This window comes from Streptomyces flavovariabilis, assembly GCF_000725785.1.
GTDB classification, from domain to species: domain Bacteria; phylum Actinomycetota; class Actinomycetes; order Streptomycetales; family Streptomycetaceae; genus Streptomyces; species Streptomyces hawaiiensis.
Genome location: NZ_JNXD01000005.1, coordinates 64,813 through 83,357 on the forward strand (window position 1 = coordinate 64,813; position 18,545 = coordinate 83,357).

The following is an 18,545-nucleotide window of genomic DNA, read 5'->3' on the forward strand; positions in this document are numbered from 1 at the left end:
CAAAATCGAACAGTCCGAGGAGGTTAACAATACCTTCACCTTTTGACCATGTTCACCCGAGGTGCGCCTTGTCACGCACACATCTGTACAACCCTTGACACACCTCGTGTGTCTCGAGCGACAAGAGCCTCGAGTTGAAAGGGCCGGTTCCCCTTCTGGTGGGGGTCAGATCTCCCGCCAGGCCTCCAAGGCGAGCCCCGGCTCGTCCTTGCGGCGGGTGAGCAGCACGGTCCCGGTCGACGGCGACTGGGAGGCCGCGACGACCTCCTCGTGCTCGTCGAGCGCCACCGCCACCATGGCGTCGGCGGGCAGCTGGGGTCCTGACTCGGTCCACCAGGCACCGGCCGACTCCTGCTCGGTCGGATACGCGGCGAAGGCGACCCGGCCACTCGTCGACCGCTGCGCCAGCACGGTGCAGTCGTGCCCCTCGATCTCACACCGTACGGCGGACACCGGGCCCGGCCCCGCGGAGGCGAGGAGAGTGGCCGGCTTCTCGCCGGGGCGCCAGGCGCACAGGTCCCCGGAGGTGTCGGTGAAGAACAGGGTGGTGTGCTCGGCGGACGTGGCGAGCGCGCGCAGGGTTCCCGGACGGACGGGGGCGTCGACGCCCTCGGTCCGCACCGGCTTCTTCCCGTCCCCCTCCTGCCGCCAGCGCAGGATCCCGCCGGGCACGCAGGCGTACACCTCCACCAGCCCCGACTCCCCCGTGACGGCGGTCAACTCCCCCTCGACATCATGCCCTTCGAGGTCCAGCCAGCCGCCCCAGCCGCCCTTGACCTTCTGGTTGCGCAGGCTCACCCCGCCGCTCTCGTTCCGGACGAAGACGTAGCCGCGCCCCGCGCCGTCGACGGCGACGGCCGGCGGGCCCGTCCGGTCGCCCTTCTGGTCCGGGTGCCCGATCGGGACCCAGTCCAGGGGCGCCAGGCCGGGCCGGAAGTGCGTGGAGTGCACGAGCCCCGACTCCCCCGGCACGGTGGGCCGCCAGGCGGCCAGGTGGGCATACCCGTCGGTGCCCTGGCCGACCGCCGCGCCCGGGTGCAGCTTCTGACTGCCGCCGACGGTGCGGGGGACGTCCTCCCAGGGCCCGGCGGGTCCACGTTCCGCACGGCACAGGACGGCGTCGCCGGAGGGCAGGTAGACGGTGAGGCGGCCGTCGCGGCCGCGGATGAGCCAGTCGCCGTTCACCTGTTCACTTTATGCGGCCGACCGGCCCCGGCGCGCCCGCCCCATCCTGCCCGGCGGCCATCTCCCGTGCGACCCTGGCCACATGAACGCCAACCCGCCTGTCCTGGTCGTCGTCGACGCCGCGAATGTCGTCGGGTCGGTGCCGGACGGGTGGTGGCGGGACCGCCGGGGCGCGGCGGAACGGCTGCGGGACCGGCTGGCGTCGGAGGGGGTTCCCGCCGTGTCCGGTCCGGTGGAGATCGTGCTGGTCGTCGAGGGGGCGGCGCGGGGGGTGGAGTCCGTGCCGGGGGTACGGGTGTCATCGGCGCCGGGCAGCGGAGACGACCACATCGTCGAGGTCGTCGCGTCGGCCGGTGACCGTGCCGTCCTGGTGATCACGGCGGACCGGGAGCTGCGGAGGCGGGTCGGGGAGCTGGGGGCGGAGGTGGCGGGGCCGCGGTCTGTTCGTCCGTAGGTGCTCGTCGTCGGGGCTGAGGCCGGGCAGGTGCGCAACTCGGCGCGACGAGGTGCCGCTGCGCCCACCCTCCCCCAAGCTCTCGGCTCCGCTCGAGCAGGGGGACTCCCATCATCCCCAGCGGCACGCATGCCCTCAGATGGGGCGGCACGCATGCCCGCAGCGGGGGCGGCCCGCACCCGCGTACGGCGAGAAGGGGACGTGTCGGGGGGTGTCCGCCCGCAGCTGGTTGGCGCGTCAACGGACGGTCAGTCGGCGTGAGACCCCATCGCGCCGTTCCGAGGACGGACACCCCCCGACGCGGCCCCGACCCACCCCCCACCGCAAGGCGCTACGCGCACCGAGCGGCCGGGGCCGCAGCCGCCTACGGCGTGCCGCCGCCGCCCGCGCTCGGCTGTTCCTTCGCCGCTTCGCCGCGCGCGAGGCGGCTGTGGGTGCGGCCGTAGAGGAAGTAGACGAGGAAGCCGACGGCCATCCAGATGGCGAAGCGGACCCACGTCTCGGCGGGAAGGTTGATCATCAGCCACAGCGAGGCGCAGATCGACAGGATCGGGATGACCGGCACCCACGGGGTGCGGAAGGCCCGGGGCAGGTCGGGGCGGGACTTGCGGAGGATGATCACGCCGATCGCGACGACCACGAAGGCGAACAGCGTGCCGATGTTCACCAGCGCGGCGAGCTCCGTCAGCGGCGTGAACCCGGCCAGGACCGCGATGATCACGCCGAGCAGGATCGTCGGACGGTGCGGGGTCTTGAACCGCGGGTGGACACGCGAGAAGAACCGCGGCAGCAGCCCGTCACGGCTCATCGCGAAGAACACGCGGGTCTGCCCGAGGAGCAGGATCATGCACACCGTCGTCAGGCCGACCGCGGCGCCGAAGCTGATGAAGCCCGCGAACCACGGATGTCCGGTGGCCTTGAACGCGTCGGCGAGCGGGGCGTCGACGGACAGCTCGCTGTAGTGCTGCATGCCGGTGACGACGATCGACACGAGGACGTACAGCGTCGTGCAGATCACGAGGGAGCCGAGGATGCCGCGCGGCATGTCGCGCTGCGGGTTCTTGGTCTCCTCCGCGGCCGTGGCCACGACGTCGAAGCCGATGAAGGCGAAGAACACGACCGAGGCGGCGGTGAAGATGCCCATCACGCCGAAGTTGGAGGGCGCCCAGCCGAACATGAGCTGGATCAGTGGGGAATCGAGACTGGCCCCGGCCTCTACGGGCTTCTCCTTCGGGATGAACGGGTCGTAGTTGTCGCCCTTGATGAGGAACGCGCCCGCGACGATCACGACGAGGACGACCGTCACCTTGATGGCGACGACGACCGACGTGATCCGCGCGGACAGCTTCATGCCGACCACGAGGATGCCGGTGAGGACGAGGACGAGCGCGGCGGCGAGGATGTCGAAGCCGAAGGCGTCGGCGCCCTCGCGGCTGCCCAGGGCCGCGGGCATCGTCCAGCCCGCGTTCTCCATCAGCGACTGGATGTAGCCGGACCAGCCGACGGCCACCACCGCCGTACCGAGTGCGAACTCCAGAACCAGGTCCCAGCCGATGATCCAGGCGGGCAGTTCACCGAGGGAGGCGTACGAGAACGTGTAGGCGGACCCGGCGACCGGGACCGTGGACGCGAACTCGGCGTAACAGAGGGCAGCCAGGGCGCAGGCGACGCCGGCCGCCACGAACGCCAGAGCCGTCGCGGGCCCGGCGTTGTCCTTGGCGACTGTGCCGGTGAGTACGAAGATGCCGGTGCCGATGATCACGCCGACGCCGAAGACGGTCAGATCCAGCGCGGACAAGGACTTCTTGAGCGCGTGCTCTGGTTCCTCGGTGTCGAGGATGGACTGCTCGACCTTCTTCGTCCGGAAGAGGGTGCTGCTCACGGGGTACCTCCCACGCTTGTCGTCCTCGACATGATCGAGAGGGGGCACCATCCGTATGCCCCGGCGGGGAAGGATTCACGCCATTGGGCCGGTTTCACCACCCTTCACGGTGGTGGAACCGGCCCATTCAGCGGTGTCAGTCGCGCGCGGGCTCCACCGAGTTCACGGCGTCCGCGCCACTGCGTCCGGTGGAGAGGCCGTCCAGCTTGGCGACCAGCCCGGTCACCTGCCGGGCGATGTCCGGCGCGGTGAGACCGATCTCGGCGAGGACCTCGGCACGGGAGGCGTGATCGAGGAAGCGCGGCGGGATGCCGAAGTCCCGCAGCGGCACGTCGACACCGGCGTCGCGCAGCGCCTGCGCGATCGCCGAGCCGACGCCACCGACCCGGCTGTTGTCCTCGACGGTGACGACCACGCGGTGCTGTTCGGCGAGCGGGGCCATGGCCTCGTCCACGGGCTTGACCCAGCGCGGGTCGACGACGGTCGCGGAGATGCCCTGCTTGTCGAGCAGTCCGGCGATCTCCAGGCACATCGGCGCGAGGGCACCGACGGAGACCAGCAGGACGTCCGGCCGGTCGGCGCCGGGCTCACGCAGGACGTCCATGCCGCCGACGCGCCGCACGGCGGGCACGGCCGGGCCGACGGCGCCCTTGGAGAACCGGACCACGGTCGGCGCGTCGTCGACGGCGACGGCCTCGCGCAGCTGGGCGCGCACCTGTTCGGCGTCGCGCGGCGCCGCCAGCCGCAGCCCGGGCACGACCTGCAGGATCGACATGTCCCACATGCCGTTGTGGGAGGCGCCGTCGGTGCCGGTGACCCCGGCCCGGTCGAGCACGAAGGTGACCCCGCACTTGTGCAGGGCCACGTCCATCAGCACCTGGTCGAAGGCGCGGTTGAGGAACGTGGCGTACACGGCGAACACCGGGTGCACACCGCCGGTGGCCAGGCCGGCCGCGGAGACGGCGCCGTGCTGCTCTGCGATGCCGACGTCGTAGACCCGCTTGGGGAAGCGCTTGGCGAACTTGTCCAGGCCCACCGGCTGGAGCATGGCGGCCGTGATGGCGACGATGTCCTCGCGCTCCTCGCCGAGCTTGACCATCTCCTCGCCGAAGACGGACGTCCAGTCGGCGCCGGAGCTGGCGATCGGCAGGCCCGTGTCGGGGTGGATCTTGCCGACGGCGTGGAAGCGGTCCGCCTCGTCCTGGAGGGCGGGCTGGTAGCCGCGGCCCTTCTCGGTGAGGCAGTGCACGATGACCGGCCCGCCGAACCGCTTGGCCTTGGCGAGCGCGGACTCCAGGGCCTCCAGGTCGTGTCCGTCGATCGGCCCGACGTACTTCAGGCCGAGGTCCTCGAACATGCCCTGCGGGGCGATGAAGTCCTTCAGGCCCTTCTTGGCGCCGTGCAGGGTGTCGTAGAGCGGCCGCCCGACGACGGGGGTGCGCTCCAGGACCTCCTTGGTGCGGGCGAGGAACCGCTCGTAGCCGTCGGTGGTGCGCAGGGTCGCCAGGTGGTTGGCGAGGCCGCCGATGGTCGGCGCGTAGGACCGCTCGTTGTCGTTGACGACGATGACGAGCGGGCGGTCCTTGGCGTCGGCGATGTTGTTCAGCGCCTCCCAGGCCATGCCGCCGGTCAGCGCGCCGTCACCGATCACGGCCACGACGTGGTCGTCGCGTTCGAGGATCTGGTTGGCCTTGGCGATGCCGTCGGCCCAGCCGAGGACGGTCGAGGCGTGCGAGTTCTCGATGACGTCGTGCTCGGACTCGGCCTGCGAGGGGTAGCCGGACAGGCCGCCCTTCATCTTCAGCTTCGAGAAGTCCTGGCGGCCGGTGAGCAGCTTGTGGACGTAGGACTGGTGGCCGGTGTCCCAGAGCACCTTGTCCCTGGGCGAGTCGAAGACCCGGTGCAGGGCGATGGTGAGCTCCACCACGCCGAGGTTGGGGCCGAGGTGACCGCCGGTCTTGGAGACCGCTTCGACAAGGAAGCTCCGGATCTCCTCCGCCAGCTGGTTCAGCTCCTCCAGGTTGAGCCGGTCCAGATCGCGCGGTCCCCTGATACGGGTCAGCAGCGGCACCCGTGCCTCCTTGCAGTAGAGCTGTTGCCGGGTTTGTCGAGTCTAATGTTCCGCCTTCGCGGGCGGCGCCGGGGCTGCGCGTCGTACGTCACGCGTTCGGCTGTACCCATGGTGCGCCACACCTACGACACACCTGTGCCCGGTACCTGGGAGGTACCGGGCACAGGTGTGTCGTAGGCGCTACGCGCGCCCTGCGGTCTTCTGCGTCTTACGGGTGACGGCGTCGATGACGACCGTGGCCAACAGCACACCACCGGTGATCATGTACTGCACCGGGGAGGCGATGCCCTCGAGGGCGAGCCCGTACTGGATGGACACGATCACGAGCACACCGAGCAGCGCGTTCCAGGTGCGCCCGCGGCCGCCGAACAGCGACGTGCCGCCGATCACCGCCGCGGCGATCGCGTTCATCAGCAGGTCACCGCCGCCGGCTCCCTGGTTCGCCGCGGCGATCTTGGAGGCGATGAACAGGCCGCCCACCGCGGCGAAGGTGCCGGAGATCGCGAACACCGAGATCCGGACCATCTCCACGTTGATGCCGGCCCGGCGGGACGCCTCGACGCTGCCGCCGAGCGCGAACACCTTCCGGCCGTACGCCGTGCGCCGCAGCACGAAGTCCGTGACCAGCAGCACCACGATGAAGATCACCACGGCGAGCGGCAGGCCCTTGTACTGGTTGAAGACGATGGCGACGGCGAAGGCGAGCACCGCCAGCAGCGCGGTCCGCACGATGGTCTCGCTCAGCGGCCGCGACGGCACGCCCGCGGCCTCGCGGCGCCGGTTGCCGAGGAAGGAGCTGAGGAAGAACCCGGCGGTCACCACCGCGGCCAGACCGTACGCGGCGGCCACGTCGGAGAAGTAGTAGCTGGTCAGCTGAGCCACGACCCCGTCCGGGTCGAGGTTGATGGTGCCGTTGTCGCCGAGGATCTGGAGCATGAAGCCGTTCCAGAACAGCAGACCGGCCAGGGTGACGGCGAACGCGGGGACGCCGATCTTCGCGAAGAAGAAGCCGTGCAGCGCGCCGGCGACGGTGCCGGTGAGGATGGCCAGCACGAAGGCGAGCCACTCGTTCATGCCGTTGGTGACGTTCAGCACCGCGAACGACGCACCCGCGACACCGGACACCGAGCCGACCGACAGGTCGATCTCGCCGAGCAGCAGCACGAACACGATGCCGACGGCGATCATGCCCGTGCCGACCATGGCGACGGACATGTCGGACAGGTTGCCCGCGGTGAGGAAGTTGGAGTTCAGGCTCGTGAAGATGAGCCAGATGATCGCCAGGCCGATGACGACCGGGATGGAGCCCAGGTCGCCGGACTTCATCTTCCGCTTGAACTCGCTGACGTAGCCCTTGAGGCCCTGCTCACGCACCAGCAGCCGGGGGTCGACGACCGTGACGGCGGCCTTGGCCGCCTCGGGGTTCTCCACGACGTGGTCGTCCGGAGCCGCGGAGGTCTTGTCGATGCTCACTTGGAAACCTCCCCGTTCGTGCGCGCCGCACGGCGGGTCACGGCGTTGTCGGTGGCGCCGGTGATGGCGGAGATGATCTCTTCCTGCGAGGTCGACTTGACCTCGAAGACGCCGTTGTTGCGCCCGAGGCGCAGCACGGCGACCTTGTCCGCGACGGCCTTCACATCGGCCATGTTGTGGCTGATGAGGATCACGGCGTGGCCGCGCTCGCGCAGCCGCTCGACCAGGTCGAGGACCTGTGCGGTCTGCTCGACGCCGAGGGCGGCGGTGGGCTCGTCGAGGATGACCAGCTTGGGCTCGCCGAGCATGGAACGGGCGATGGCCACGGTCTGGCGCTGACCGCCGGAGAGCGAGGCGATCGGAATGCGCACGCTGGGAATGCGGATCGACAGCGTGTCGAGCAGCTCGCGGGAGCGGCGCTCCATCTCCACCTCGTCCAGGATGCCGCGCTTGCGGATCTCCCGGCCCAGATAGAGGTTGCCGACGACGTCGATGTTGTCGCAGAGCGCGAGGTCCTGGTAGACGGTCGCGATGCCCAGGTTCTGGGCGTCGTGCGGCTTGTTGATCTGGACGGACCTGCCGTCCCATTCGATGACACCCTCATCGATGGGGTGCACGCCGGCGATCGTCTTGACCAGCGTGGACTTTCCGGCGCCGTTGTCGCCCACCAGGGCGACCACTTCACCGGCGTGGACCTCAAGCTCTACGTCGGTGAGCGCCTGAACGGCACCGAACCGCTTGGAGACCCCGCGCAACGCCAGCACGGGCGTAGCGGACACGTGAACCATCTCCTTCGCCGCCTGACCCGGCGGGAGGTTGTGCAGAAGTGTGGGAGGAGTGATCCGTCCGGCGCCCCGCGGAGCTTGCGGGGCTGATGTGGCGGGGCGCCGGAGGAACTCGAGGGCGACCGTTCCCCGCGCGGGAGTCACGGGAGTCCGGCTCGGACTCCCGTGGCCCGCGGGGGACTTGGCGGCTTCCTACTCGAGGCCGATCTTGTCGCAGGCGGCCTTGTACTTGCCCGCGCAGATCTCGCTCACGGTGTAGATGCCGTCCTTGATGACGGTGTCCTTGATGTTGTCCTTCGTCAGCGAGACGACCGGGACGAGGACGGACGGGATGGCCTTGGTGGTCGGGCTGTCGACCTTGTCCTTGGCGATCGAGTCGAGCGACTTGCCCTGGGCGAGGGCGACGGCCATCTCGGCCGCGACGTCCGCCTCCTGCGGGTAGGGCTTGTAGACGCTCATGTACTGCTCACCGGTGACGATGCGCTGCACGCCCGCGAGTTCGGCGTCCTGGCCGGTGACCGGGATGTCGGCGATGCCGGCGGCCTTCAGGGCCGTGATGATGCCGCCCGCCATGCCGTCGTTGGCGGAGTACACGCCGACGATCTTGTCCTTGCCGAGGGCGGAGATGGCTCCCTCCATGTTGGAGTTGGCGTTCTCCGGCTTCCACTCCTTGGTGTCGTACTCGCGGCCGACCTTCACCTTGCCGTCGAGGACGGAGTGCGCGCCCTTCTTGAACTGGGCGGCGTTCGGGTCGGTGGACGACCCGTTCATCATGACGATCTGGCCGTCCTTGGCCTTGTCGCCCAGGGCCTTCAGCAGGGCCTCGCCCTGGGTCTTGCCGACGGTGACGTTGTCGAACGAGGTGTAGGCGTCGATCGGGCCCTCGGCCAGGCGGTCGTAGGCGACGACGGGGATGCCCGCGTCCTTGGCCTTCTTCACCGAGCCGGCGATGGCCTTGGAGTCCACCGCGTCCACGATCAGCACGTCGACCTTGTTGGTCACCATCGTGTCGACCTGCTGGTTCTGCGTGCTGGCGTCCTGCTTGGCGTTGGCGTAGACGACCTCGCCCTTGCCGTTGGTGAGTTCCTTGACCTTCTTCTCGATGAGCGGCCGGTCGAACTTCTCGTAGCGCGCGGTCGCGTTCTCCGGAAGGAGCAGGCCGACCTTGATGTCGTCGCCCTTCTTGGCGGACCCGGTGGAATCGGCGTTGTCGCCCGACTCCTTGGCGCTGCCACAGGCAGCAAGCGAAACGGCCATCGCGCCGGCGGCAATAGCAACAGCGGCACGACGCATACGCGTGTTCACTTCAGAAACCTCCCTGACGAGGCCGCGACATTGCGGCCGAGGTGGCTGGAAGTCAACTCGGCCACGCGTGCGACGTCAAGAAGTAAATCCTTAACGAGATGGCAACGGTGCCATCCGTTCTCTAAGTGAAGGCAGGGGTGGCTGCCTGCAGTGCGCTCGGAGCAGTTCCGTCCAGAAGGGTCGAATCACCCATCTCGCTGAGGGCGAGCGCGAGCGCTCCGAGCACTTCCGCACGGCCGCCGAGCGCACCGGGGAGAACGGACAACTGGCGCGCCGCGCTGGGGATGGCATAGCGGCCGACGGACTCCCGGATCGGCCCGAGCACCAGCTCACCGGCCTCGGCGAGATCACCGCCGAGGACCACGCGGCTCGGGTTCAGCAGGTTGCAGAGATTGGCCACTCCGCTGCCGATGTGGCGGCCGACGTCGGCGATCACCCGACGGCAGCCCGGGTCTCCGTCCCGGGCCAGCCGCACGACGCCTTCCATGGTCAGGTCGGTGCCGTGGCTGGACTGGAGGAGCGGGAGCACGTAGCGCGCGGCCGCGAAGGTCTCCAGGCAGCCGCGGTTTCCGCAACGGCAGACCGGGCCGGATTCGTCGAGTGTAATATGCCCGATTTCTCCGGCGGTGCCGCCGGGGCCACGGTAGATCTTTCCGCTGATCACCAGGCCTGCGCCGACACCACTGGCGACCTTGATGTAGGCCAGGTCGCGGACGCCTCGGCCGCTGCCCCAGACCATTTCGCCGAGGGCGCCGAGGTTGGCGTCGTTGTCCACGTGCACGGGGACGCCGAGGCGGCCGCGCAGCTCCTCGGCGGGCTTGGTGCCGGTCCAGCCCGGGAGGATGGCGGTCGAGCCGAGGGTGCCGGACTCGACGTCGATCGGGCCGGGGACGCCGAGGCCGACGCCGGCGATCTTGGAGCGGTCGACGCCGGTGGCTTCGATCAGGCGCGTGACCAGCTGTTCCGCGCGGTCGAAGCCCTGGGCGGCCGAGGCGTCCACGTCGAGTGGCTCGGACTCCTCCGCGAGGACCTGGTGGGCGAGGTTGCCGATCGCGACGCGGAGGTGGGTGTGGCCGAAGTCGACACCGATGACGATGCCGGCATCGCCGCTCAGTGACACGCTGCGGGCCCTGCGGCCGCCGGCGGAGGTCGGCGTGACCTCGACGGTGCCGCCATCCTTCAACTCCCGGACGATGTTGGAGACCGTCGCCGCGGACAGACCTGTCGTCCGCGCGATCTCGGCCTGGGTGAGGGAGCCCGCCAGGCGCACGGCTCGTACGACCCGCTCCAGGTTGGCTCGGTGCAGCGATGACTGCGACCCCGGAGTCTCCACGACGACCTCCTGCGCACGGGGCCGCTTCGATGAGACCCCGTCTATGTCCAACTAGTGAACTCTAAGCTGAGCCGTTCGGGTTGCCTCCCGTCAAGAGGTTGAACTGATTCCGGGGGGTGTGCGGGTGGTTGCGGAGGGTTACGTGGTGGTTCGCGCTTTCTGTCTGTGGGGCTGCGCGGCTGTGCGGGGGGGGGGGGGCCTCGCGTCCGCGCCTGACGGCGGGGTTGTGGGTCGGGGCCGCGCCGGGGGGTCCGTCCTCGGAACGGCGCGATGGACCCACTCACCGACTGACCGGCGTTGACGCGCCAACCAGCTGCGGGCGAACACCCCCCGACACGTCCCGTTCCGTGCGTACGCGGGTGCCGGTCCGCTCAGCCTGCGGGCATACGTGCCGCTCAGGGCGATGGGGGTCCCCCCTGCTCGAGCGGGGCCGAGAGCTTGGGGGAGGGTGGGCGCAGGCGGCACCCCGCCACGCCGGGTTGCACCCACCCCGCCTCAGCACCAACGCAGGGCACCTCGAAGCGCCCCCACCGGTCCGGGTTACTTCAGCGCGCCCGCCGTCAAGCCCTGCACCACCTGCCGCTGGAAGACGATGTACGCGGCGAGTACCGGCAGCATCGCCATCACCAGGCCCGCGAAGAGGCCCGACCAGTCGCCCTTGTAGCCCTGGCTGACCGCCAGCTGGACCAAACCCTGGGTGAGGACCCGCTTGTCCGGGTCGGTGTTGAGGACCGTGGGGAGCATGTACTGGTTCCACTGGCCCAGGAAGTTGAAGATGCCGACGCTGATCAGGCCCGGCTTGGCCATGGGCAGCATGATCTGGAAGAACGTGCGGCTGTGGGAGGCCCCGTCCACGAAGGCCGCTTCGGCGATGGACGTCGGCAGCGTGCGGAAGAACGCCGTCAGGAAGAACACCGTGAAGGGGAGGGAGTAGGCGATGTAGACCAGGATCAGCCCGTGGATGGTGTTCAGCAGGCCCATGTTGTTCACGACGTAGAACAGCGGGACCAGCGCGAGCATGATCGGGAAGCTCATGCCGCCGATGAACAGGTAGTAGAGGAAGCGGTTGCCCGGGAAGTCGAAGCGGGCCAGGACGTAGGCCGCCATGGAGCCGAGGACCAGGGTGCCGATGAGTGAACCGCCCACCACGAGGACCGTGTTGAGGAAGTAGTCGCTCATGTTGGCCTGGGTCCATGCCCGCGACCAGTTGTCGAAGTGCAGGGAGTCCGGGAGGGACCAGGGGGAGCTGAAGATGGAGCGGTCGTCCTTGAAGGACGTCATGACCGCCCACAGCAGCGGCAGGACCACCATGAACGCCCAGACGACCAGGACGCCGTGGGAGAAGACGTTGAGGACCGTGCCTTCCTTCTTCTCCTTCGGGGGTGCGGGCGGTGGCGTGTCCGTCTTGGTGATCGGCGCTCCGGACTCGGCGGGGAGCGGAGCGGGGGTTTCGGTCGTCTTCATCGATCAGTACTCCAGCCGCTCGCGACGGCCCAGCCGCATCACCACGGCGGCGAAGGCCAGCGTGACGACGAGCAGGGCGACACCGATGGTGGTGGCGTAGGCGGCCTGCCCGTCTCGGAACGCCTTCTGGTACACGTACAGGACCATGACGGTGGTCGAGTAGTCGGGACCGCCCGGCCCGGTCGTCATGATCTGCACGACCGCGAACGACTCGGCGCCCAGGGCGAGGATGCCCATGTAGACCCAGCCGGACTGCACCGTGTCCCAGAGGAGGGGCAGGGTGATCCGGAAGAACGTGGTGAAGCGGTTGGCGCCGTCCAGCAGGGCCGCCTCGTACATGTCCGCGGGGATGGAGGCCATGCCGGCGGAGAAGAGGACCACGAAGAAGCCGACCGTGGACCAGACGAGGACCGCCATCACCGCCCAGAGGGCCAGATCGGGGTCGCCCAGCCAGAGGGGCTGGACGTCGTCCAGGCCGATGCCGCGCAGGAGCGAGTTGATCGCGCCGCTGTCCGGGTTGTACGCGAACGCGAACAGTAGCGCGACGATGGCGATCGAGAGGACCTGCGGGAAGAAGTAGACGATCTTGTAGAACGAGGAGCCCCGGACGCCGGTGATCACGGGGCCGTTCTTTCTCTTTCTGCCGCCCACGTTGATCATGAAGGCGAAGAACAGCGCGAGGCCGATCGTCACCACCGGCAGCAGGAGGGCGAACAGCAGGCTGTGCTGCAACGACTTCCAGAAGATGTCGTCGTCGAGCATCCGGTCGTAGTTGTCGAAGCCGACCATCCTGAATTCGGGGCTCAGGCCGGTCCAGTCCGTGAACGAGTAATAGATGGACTGGATGAACGGCCAGATCACGAAAAGCGCGTACAGGCCGAGGGGCAACGCTAGGAAGCCCACGATGAACCGGTACTTGCCGTGCTGCATCGCCACTCCGGTGCCGTTGCGGAAATTGGGTTTCCGGTGCTGTTACTGGTGCTTGTAGTGCTTGATGGAGTCGTCCTTGGCGGCCTCGTCGGCGAAGCCCTGGATTTTCTTGATGGCCTCCGCGGGAGTCAGACGGCCGGCCATCATCTCGCCGAGGCCGGAGACGCCGATCTTCTCCTTCTGCAACTGCACGTACCAGTCCTGGAGACGGGGGTTCACCACGTTCTCGCCGGCCTTGTCCAGCGCCGCGACACCCGATTTCAGACCGGGGGTGAGGGCGACGCCGTCGGTACCGCCGTCGTACGCGGTCAGCGACTTCACCTTGCCGGTGAAGTTCTTCGAGGAGGCCTCGCTGAGCATGATGCGCAGCTGCTCCATGCCGCCGGAGGCGTTCTTCGCCTTGGCCGGGACGATGAAGGGCTCGCCGCCGGAGGCCCAGATGGTGCCGAAGGGCATCTTGTCGGAGGAGTCGAGGCCGGTGGGCGCGGAGACGGCCAGGTCGAAGTCCTCGGGGATGACGTTGGCCGACTCGTTCTCCACCCAGGAGCCGTTCGGGATGAACAGCGCCTTGCCCTCGGCCCAGGCGGTCTGCGACTGGATGTGGTCCAGGCCCGGGGTGCCCTTGAGGACGTAACCCTTCTTGTAGAGCTCGTAGTACGCGTCGAAGCAGGCCTTGACGGCCGGGTGCTTCCAGGCGTTCGGCTCCAGGTTGTCGATCGCGTCGAGGACCTCGCGGCCGCCGACCTTGCCGATCATCGGGTAGAGCGAGAAGGGGAGGTAGTACGGGTATTTGCCCGCGTACGTCCAGCCCGCCATGCCCTTCTTCTTGGCCTTCGCGCAGACCGCGAGCATCTGGTCCCAGGTCTCGGGGTACTGCTCGTCGAGCGAGTCCAGGGCCTTCTGCGAGTACCAGACGCCGTACACCGTGTAGGCGTAGTACAGGATCCAGACCTTCTCGCCGTCGAACTGGCCCATCTCCACGATGCCGGGGCGCAGCGTGTCGCGGACCTTCTTGTCCGGGTCGTCGTAGGAGGGCGCGTCCAGCAGCGGGGTGAGGTCGGTGAGCTGGTTCTTGCCGACCAGGACGCCCATGTCCATCTGCTCGGCGCCGGAGTTGTCGATGAGGTCCGGTGGGGTGCCCTGGTTGAAGCGGGGCTGGAGCGTGGACTGGATCTTCTGGGTGGCGGAGAACTTCACCTTGGCCTTGGGGAAGTTCTTCTCGTAGATCTTCACGGCGTCCTCGGCGTACTCCTTGCCGAAGCCGCCGTCGAACAGGACGAATTCCATACCGGCTGTGTCGTTGACGGCGAGCGGGTTCTTCGCGGTCTTCTTGCCGGCCTTGGCCTTGTCCCCGCTGTCGTCGCCGCCGCTGCTGGCGCAGGCGGACAGGAAGCTCATGGTGGGGACGGAGATCAGCCCGAGCGCGGCAGACCGTTTGATCAGATCACGGCGGCCGACACCTTCGGTGCCGTGGTTCTCGGCGGAAGTGGATCCCATGCTCAAGTCCTCGCCTTCTCCAGGACTCAGGCGGTGAACCGGATCCTTCCCGGCACCGCGATCGGGTCTAGCTGGGTCGTGCAGGGAAGTGCGGGTGGTGACGTGCGGATCGTGTGAATCGCCCGACAGGTATAGTCCACTTCCCGCCAGCGGATCAAGATCGAACACAAGGTTGGCCGTGGGTCTTATCCGAGTTGAGACCTCGCGGGAGTATGAGCGGCCTGTGGGTGCTCCGCCGGAAATATCCCGGTCGCCGCGCCCGAATGCCACAGGCAACACCCTTGACACTCCTCACCACTTGGGCAACTACTGGTCCTTGCGCATCTAAGGTGACAACGTTGTCCACTGCGCAGGGAGGGTACCCGTTGATGCAGCGGAAAGCTCGGCACAGATGGGGTTCGGCGGTCGTGTCGGCGACCGCCTTCGCTTTGGCCCTGGGTTCGCAGGGCGTTGCGGTCGCACTGCCCCAAGCCCCCGAGAGACCCGATCGGGGATTCACGTCCTCCTTCGAGGCGGACGACCCGCTTCCGGACTGGTCGAACACCGTCGACACCGGCCCCGACGGGGGCAAGCGCGCCTCGGGCGTCGACGGCGGCTACAGCAGCGGCATACCGGGCAATGTGACCGACCAGGTCACCGACGTCCGGGCCAGTGCCGAGAACACCGGCGGCGGCGAGGTGAAGGAGAACCTCGTCGACGGCGAACCGAGCACCAAGTGGCTCGCCTTCGAACCCACCGGCTGGGTCGAGTTCGACCTCGATGAACCCGTCAAACTGGTGCGTTACGCACTGACATCGGCCAACGACCACGACGAGCGCGACCCGAAGGACTGGACCCTGAAGGGCTCCTCCGACGGCAAGGACTGGAAGACCCTGGACACCCGCTCCGGCGAGTCCTTCACCGAGCGGTTCCAGACGAAGACGTACGAGCTGCCTGAACCAGGCGACTACCGGCATTTCCGGCTGGACGTCACCGGGAACAACGGCGGTGACATCCTCCAGCTCGCCGACCTCCAGCTGTCCACGGGCGGCGCGGACGGGCCCGTCCCTCAGGACATGCTCTCCCTGGTCGACCGGGGCCCGAGCGGCTCCCCCACCGCCAAGGCGGGCGCCGGGTTCACCGGAAAGCGGGCCTTGCGTTACGCCGGCCGGCACACCGCCGACGGGCGGGCGTACTCGTACAACAAGGTCTTCGACGTGAACGTGGCCGTCGGCCGGGACACGCGGCTGTCGTACCGGATCTTCCCGTCGATGGCGGACGGCGACCTCGACTACGACGCGACGAACGTCTCCGTCGACCTGGCGTTCACCGACGGCACCCACCTGAGCGAGCTGCGCGCCGCCGACCAGCACGGCTTCCCGCTGACCCCGCAGGGGCAGGGCGCGGCGAAGATCCTCTACGTCAACCAGTGGAACCACGTGGCCTCGCGGATCGGCTCGGTCGCGGCCGGGAAGACCGTGGACCGGATCCTGGTGGCCTACGACTCCCCCGAGGGCCCGGCGAAGTTCCGGGGCTGGCTGGACGACGTGAGCATCGCCTCCGTCGCCCCCGAGCGGCCGAAGGCGCATCTGTCGGACTACGCGGTGACGACCCGGGGCACCAACTCCAGCGGCGGCTTCTCGCGGGGCAACAACTTCCCGGCGACGGCGGTGCCGCACGGCTTCAACTTCTGGACGCCGGTGACCAACGCGGGTTCGCTGAGCTGGCTGTACGACTACGCGCGGGCCAACAACGCGGACAACCTGCCGACGATCCAGGCGTTCAGCGCCAGCCACGAGCCGAGCCCCTGGATGGGCGACCGGCAGACCTTCCAGGTGATGCCGTCCGTGGCCGGAGGCACCCCGGAGTACGGGCGGGAGGCGCGGGAGCTGGCCTTCCGCCACGAGAACGAGACGGCACGGCCGTACTACTACGGGGTGCGGTTCGAGAACGGGCTGAAGGCCGAGATGGCGCCCACGGACCATGCGGCGGCGCTGCGCTTCACCTACCCGGGCGACGAGGCGAGCGTCCTCTTCGACAACGTGACCGACCAGGCGGGGCTGACCCTCGACAAGGAGAACGGCATCGTCACCGGCTACTCGGACGTCAAGTCCGGGCTGTCGACGGGCGCGACCCGGTTGTTCGTCTACGGCGAGTTCGACCAGCCGGTGACCGAGGGCGACTCCAGCGGCGTCAAGGGCTACCTCCGCTTCAAGGCCGACGACCGAACCGTCACCCTGCGCCTGGCGACCTCGCTCATCAGCGTCGACCAGGCCGAGGACAATCTGCGCCAGGAGATCCCGGAGGGCAGGTCGTTCGAGGCGGTGAAGAAGAGCGCCCAGCGGCAGTGGGACCGGCTGCTCGGCAAGGTCGAGGTCGAGGGCGCGACCCCCGACCAGCTGACGACCCTGTACTCCAGCCTGTACCGGCTGTACCTGTACCCGAACTCCGGATTCGAGAGGGTCGGCGGGAAGTACCGGTACGCCTCGCCGTTCTCCCCCATGCCGAACCCGGACACCCCGACGCACACCGGCGCGAAGATCGTCGACGGCAAGGTGTACGTGAACAACGGCTTCTGGGACACCTATCGGACGACCTGGCCCGCGTACTCGTTCCTGACCCCGTCCCGGGCGGGTGAGCTGGTCGACGGGTTCGTCCAGCAGTACAGGGACGGCGGCTGGACGTCCCGCTGGTCCTCCCCCGGCTACGCGGACCTCATGACGGGCACCTCCTCGGACGTGGCGTTCGCGGACGCGTACGTCAAGGGGGTCGACTTCGACGCGAAGGCGGCGTACGAGGCGGCCGTGAAGAACGCGACGGTCGTACCGCCGAACCCGGGCGTCGGCCGCAAGGGCATGACCACCTCCCCCTTCCTCGGCTACACCAGCACCGAGACCCACGAGGGCCTGTCCTGGGCGCTGGAGGGCTACCTCAACGACTACGGCATCTCCCGCATGGGCCGGAAGCTCTACGAGGAGACCGGTGAGCGGCGGTACAAGGAGGAGTCGGAGTACTTCCTGAACCGCGCCCGCGACTATGTGAACCTCTTCGATCCGAAGGCCGGGTTCTTCCAGGGCCGCGACGCCGAGGGCGACTGGCGGGTCGAGTCCTCGAAGTACGACCCGCGGGTGTGGGGCCACGACTACACCGAGACCAACGGGTGGGGGTACGCCTTCACCGCGCCGCAGGACAGCCGCGGCCTCGCGAACCTGTACGGCGGCCGGAAGGGCCTCGCCGGCAAGCTCGACGCCTACCTCTCCACCCCGGAGACGGCCTCCCCCGAGTTCGTCGGCTCCTACGGCGGTGTCATCCACGAGATGACCGAGGCGCGGGACGTGCGGATGGGCATGTACGGGCACTCCAACCAGGTCGCCCACCACGCCCTCTACATGTACGACGCGGCCGGGCAGCCCTGGAAGACGCAGAAGAACGTCCGCGAGGTGCTGTCCCGGCTGTACACGGGCAGCGAGATCGGGCAGGGCTACCACGGGGACGAGGACAACGGCGAGCAGTCGGCCTGGTTCCTGTTCTCGTCGCTCGGCTTCTATCCACTGGTGATGGGCAGCGGCGAGTACGCGATCGGCTCACCCCTGTTCACGAAGGCGACCGTGCATCTGGAGAACGGGCGCGAGCTGGTGGTGAAGGCGCCCCGGAACAGCGCGAAGAACGTCTACGTGCAGGGGCTGAAGGTCAACGGCCGGACCTGGACGAAGACCTCGCTGCCCCATTCGCTGGTCGCCGAGGGCGGTGTCCTGGAGTTCGACATGGGTCCGAGGCCCTCCTCCTGGGGCACGGGCGGGCACGCCGCGCCCGTGTCGATCACCCGGGACGACGAGGTGCCGGCGCCGCGCGCGGACGTGCTGAAGGGCGACGGCGCGTTGTTCGACGACACATCGGCTACGGACGCCGCGGTGACCTCCGTGGACCTGCCGGTCCCGCAGGGTGCCCGGGCGGTCCAGTACACGCTCACGTCGTCGGCGGACCGGGGGAAGGCACCGGCGGGATGGACGCTCCAGGGCTCCTCCGACGGCACGGCCTGGCGGACGCTGGACCGGCGCTCCGGGGAGGCGTTCGCCTGGGACAGGCAGACCCGGGCGTTCTCGGTGAGGTCACCGGGTACGTACGAGAAGTACCGCCTGGTCCTCGACGGTGAGGCGACGCTGGCGGAGGTCGAACTGCTCTCCTGA

At 68.7% G+C, this 18,545-nt stretch carries 12 protein-coding genes; 2 read left to right on the top strand and 10 right to left on the bottom strand.

Translation table 11 applies throughout. From position 1 onward, the window contains the following. Positions 1-165: 165 nt before the first annotated feature. A complete protein-coding gene (locus tag IO24_RS0111065) occupies positions 166-1,185 on the bottom strand; it encodes a PLL family lectin (RefSeq protein ID WP_031134503.1) in 1,020 nt (339 codons plus the stop codon). An 82-nt stretch (positions 1,186-1,267) separates the two neighbouring features. Between IO24_RS0111065 and IO24_RS0111070 the strand changes: the two genes are divergently transcribed. After that, on the top strand, positions 1,268-1,639 hold the full coding sequence (locus tag IO24_RS0111070; RefSeq protein WP_031134505.1) for a PIN domain-containing protein: 372 nt from the start codon (positions 1,268-1,270) through the stop codon (positions 1,637-1,639). A 364-nt stretch (positions 1,640-2,003) separates the two neighbouring features. Here the strand turns inward: IO24_RS0111070 and IO24_RS0111075 are convergent, their stop codons facing one another. The 9 genes from IO24_RS0111075 to ngcE all read right to left on the bottom strand — a co-directional run bounded on the left by IO24_RS0111075 (position 2,004) and on the right by ngcE (position 14,379). Continuing rightward, the gene (locus IO24_RS0111075; RefSeq protein ID WP_031134507.1) at positions 2,004-3,521 is read right to left on the bottom strand and encodes an amino acid permease; all 1,518 of its coding nucleotides are present in this window, start codon (positions 3,519-3,521) and stop codon (positions 2,004-2,006) included. A gap of 136 nt (positions 3,522-3,657) precedes the next feature. Continuing rightward, the gene (dxs, locus tag IO24_RS0111080; protein ID WP_031134509.1) at positions 3,658-5,592 is read right to left on the bottom strand and encodes a 1-deoxy-D-xylulose-5-phosphate synthase; all 1,935 of its coding nucleotides are present in this window, start codon (positions 5,590-5,592) and stop codon (positions 3,658-3,660) included. A 180-nt stretch (positions 5,593-5,772) separates the two neighbouring features. Next, the gene (locus IO24_RS0111085) at positions 5,773-7,065 is read right to left on the bottom strand and encodes a sugar ABC transporter permease (RefSeq protein ID WP_031134511.1); all 1,293 of its coding nucleotides are present in this window, start codon (positions 7,063-7,065) and stop codon (positions 5,773-5,775) included. After that, entirely contained in the window at positions 7,062-7,853 is a 792-nt protein-coding gene (locus IO24_RS0111090; RefSeq protein ID WP_031134513.1) for an ATP-binding cassette domain-containing protein, read from the bottom strand. Before IO24_RS0111090 ends, IO24_RS0111085 begins: the two co-directional genes overlap by 4 nt. Before the next feature lie 189 nt (positions 7,854-8,042). Further along, entirely contained in the window at positions 8,043-9,143 is a 1,101-nt protein-coding gene (locus tag IO24_RS0111095; protein ID WP_031134515.1) for an ABC transporter substrate-binding protein, read from the bottom strand. 133 nt (positions 9,144-9,276) lie between these two features. Beyond that, positions 9,277-10,488, bottom strand: coding sequence for an ROK family transcriptional regulator (locus tag IO24_RS0111100; RefSeq protein ID WP_031134517.1), 1,212 nt, complete (start codon positions 10,486-10,488; stop codon positions 9,277-9,279). Between the two features lie 540 nt (positions 10,489-11,028). Continuing rightward, positions 11,029-11,952, bottom strand: a complete 924-nt coding sequence (locus IO24_RS0111105) for a carbohydrate ABC transporter permease (RefSeq protein ID WP_031134519.1) — start codon at positions 11,950-11,952, stop codon at positions 11,029-11,031. A 3-nt stretch (positions 11,953-11,955) separates the two neighbouring features. Continuing rightward, the gene (locus IO24_RS0111110; RefSeq protein ID WP_031134521.1) at positions 11,956-12,882 is read right to left on the bottom strand and encodes a carbohydrate ABC transporter permease; all 927 of its coding nucleotides are present in this window, start codon (positions 12,880-12,882) and stop codon (positions 11,956-11,958) included. A gap of 42 nt (positions 12,883-12,924) precedes the next feature. Continuing rightward, entirely contained in the window at positions 12,925-14,379 is a 1,455-nt protein-coding gene (gene ngcE, locus IO24_RS0111115) for an N-acetylglucosamine/diacetylchitobiose ABC transporter substrate-binding protein (protein WP_031134522.1), read from the bottom strand. A 368-nt stretch (positions 14,380-14,747) separates the two neighbouring features. Between ngcE and IO24_RS0111120 the strand changes: the two genes are divergently transcribed. Then, on the top strand, positions 14,748-18,545 hold the full coding sequence (locus IO24_RS0111120) for a GH92 family glycosyl hydrolase (RefSeq protein ID WP_199808824.1): 3,798 nt from the start codon (positions 14,748-14,750) through the stop codon (positions 18,543-18,545).

What these genes read in the sequence shown, in the direction of transcription:
- IO24_RS0111070 (WP_031134505.1), top strand. Translation starts at nt 1,268, where the DNA reads ATGAACGCCAACCCGCCTGTCCTGGTCGTCGTCGACGCCGCGAATGTC.
- IO24_RS0111090 (WP_031134513.1), bottom strand. Translation starts at nt 7,853, where the DNA reads ATGGTTCACGTGTCCGCTACGCCCGTGCTGGCGTTGCGCGGGGTCTCC.
- IO24_RS0111095 (WP_031134515.1), bottom strand. Translation starts at nt 9,143, where the DNA reads ATGCGTCGTGCCGCTGTTGCTATTGCCGCCGGCGCGATGGCCGTTTCG.
- IO24_RS0111105 (WP_031134519.1), bottom strand. Translation starts at nt 11,952, where the DNA reads ATGAAGACGACCGAAACCCCCGCTCCGCTCCCCGCCGAGTCCGGAGCG.
- IO24_RS0111110 (WP_031134521.1), bottom strand. Translation starts at nt 12,882, where the DNA reads ATGCAGCACGGCAAGTACCGGTTCATCGTGGGCTTCCTAGCGTTGCCC.
- ngcE (WP_031134522.1), bottom strand. Translation starts at nt 14,379, where the DNA reads ATGGGATCCACTTCCGCCGAGAACCACGGCACCGAAGGTGTCGGCCGC.
- IO24_RS0111120 (WP_199808824.1), top strand. Translation starts at nt 14,748, where the DNA reads ATGCAGCGGAAAGCTCGGCACAGATGGGGTTCGGCGGTCGTGTCGGCG.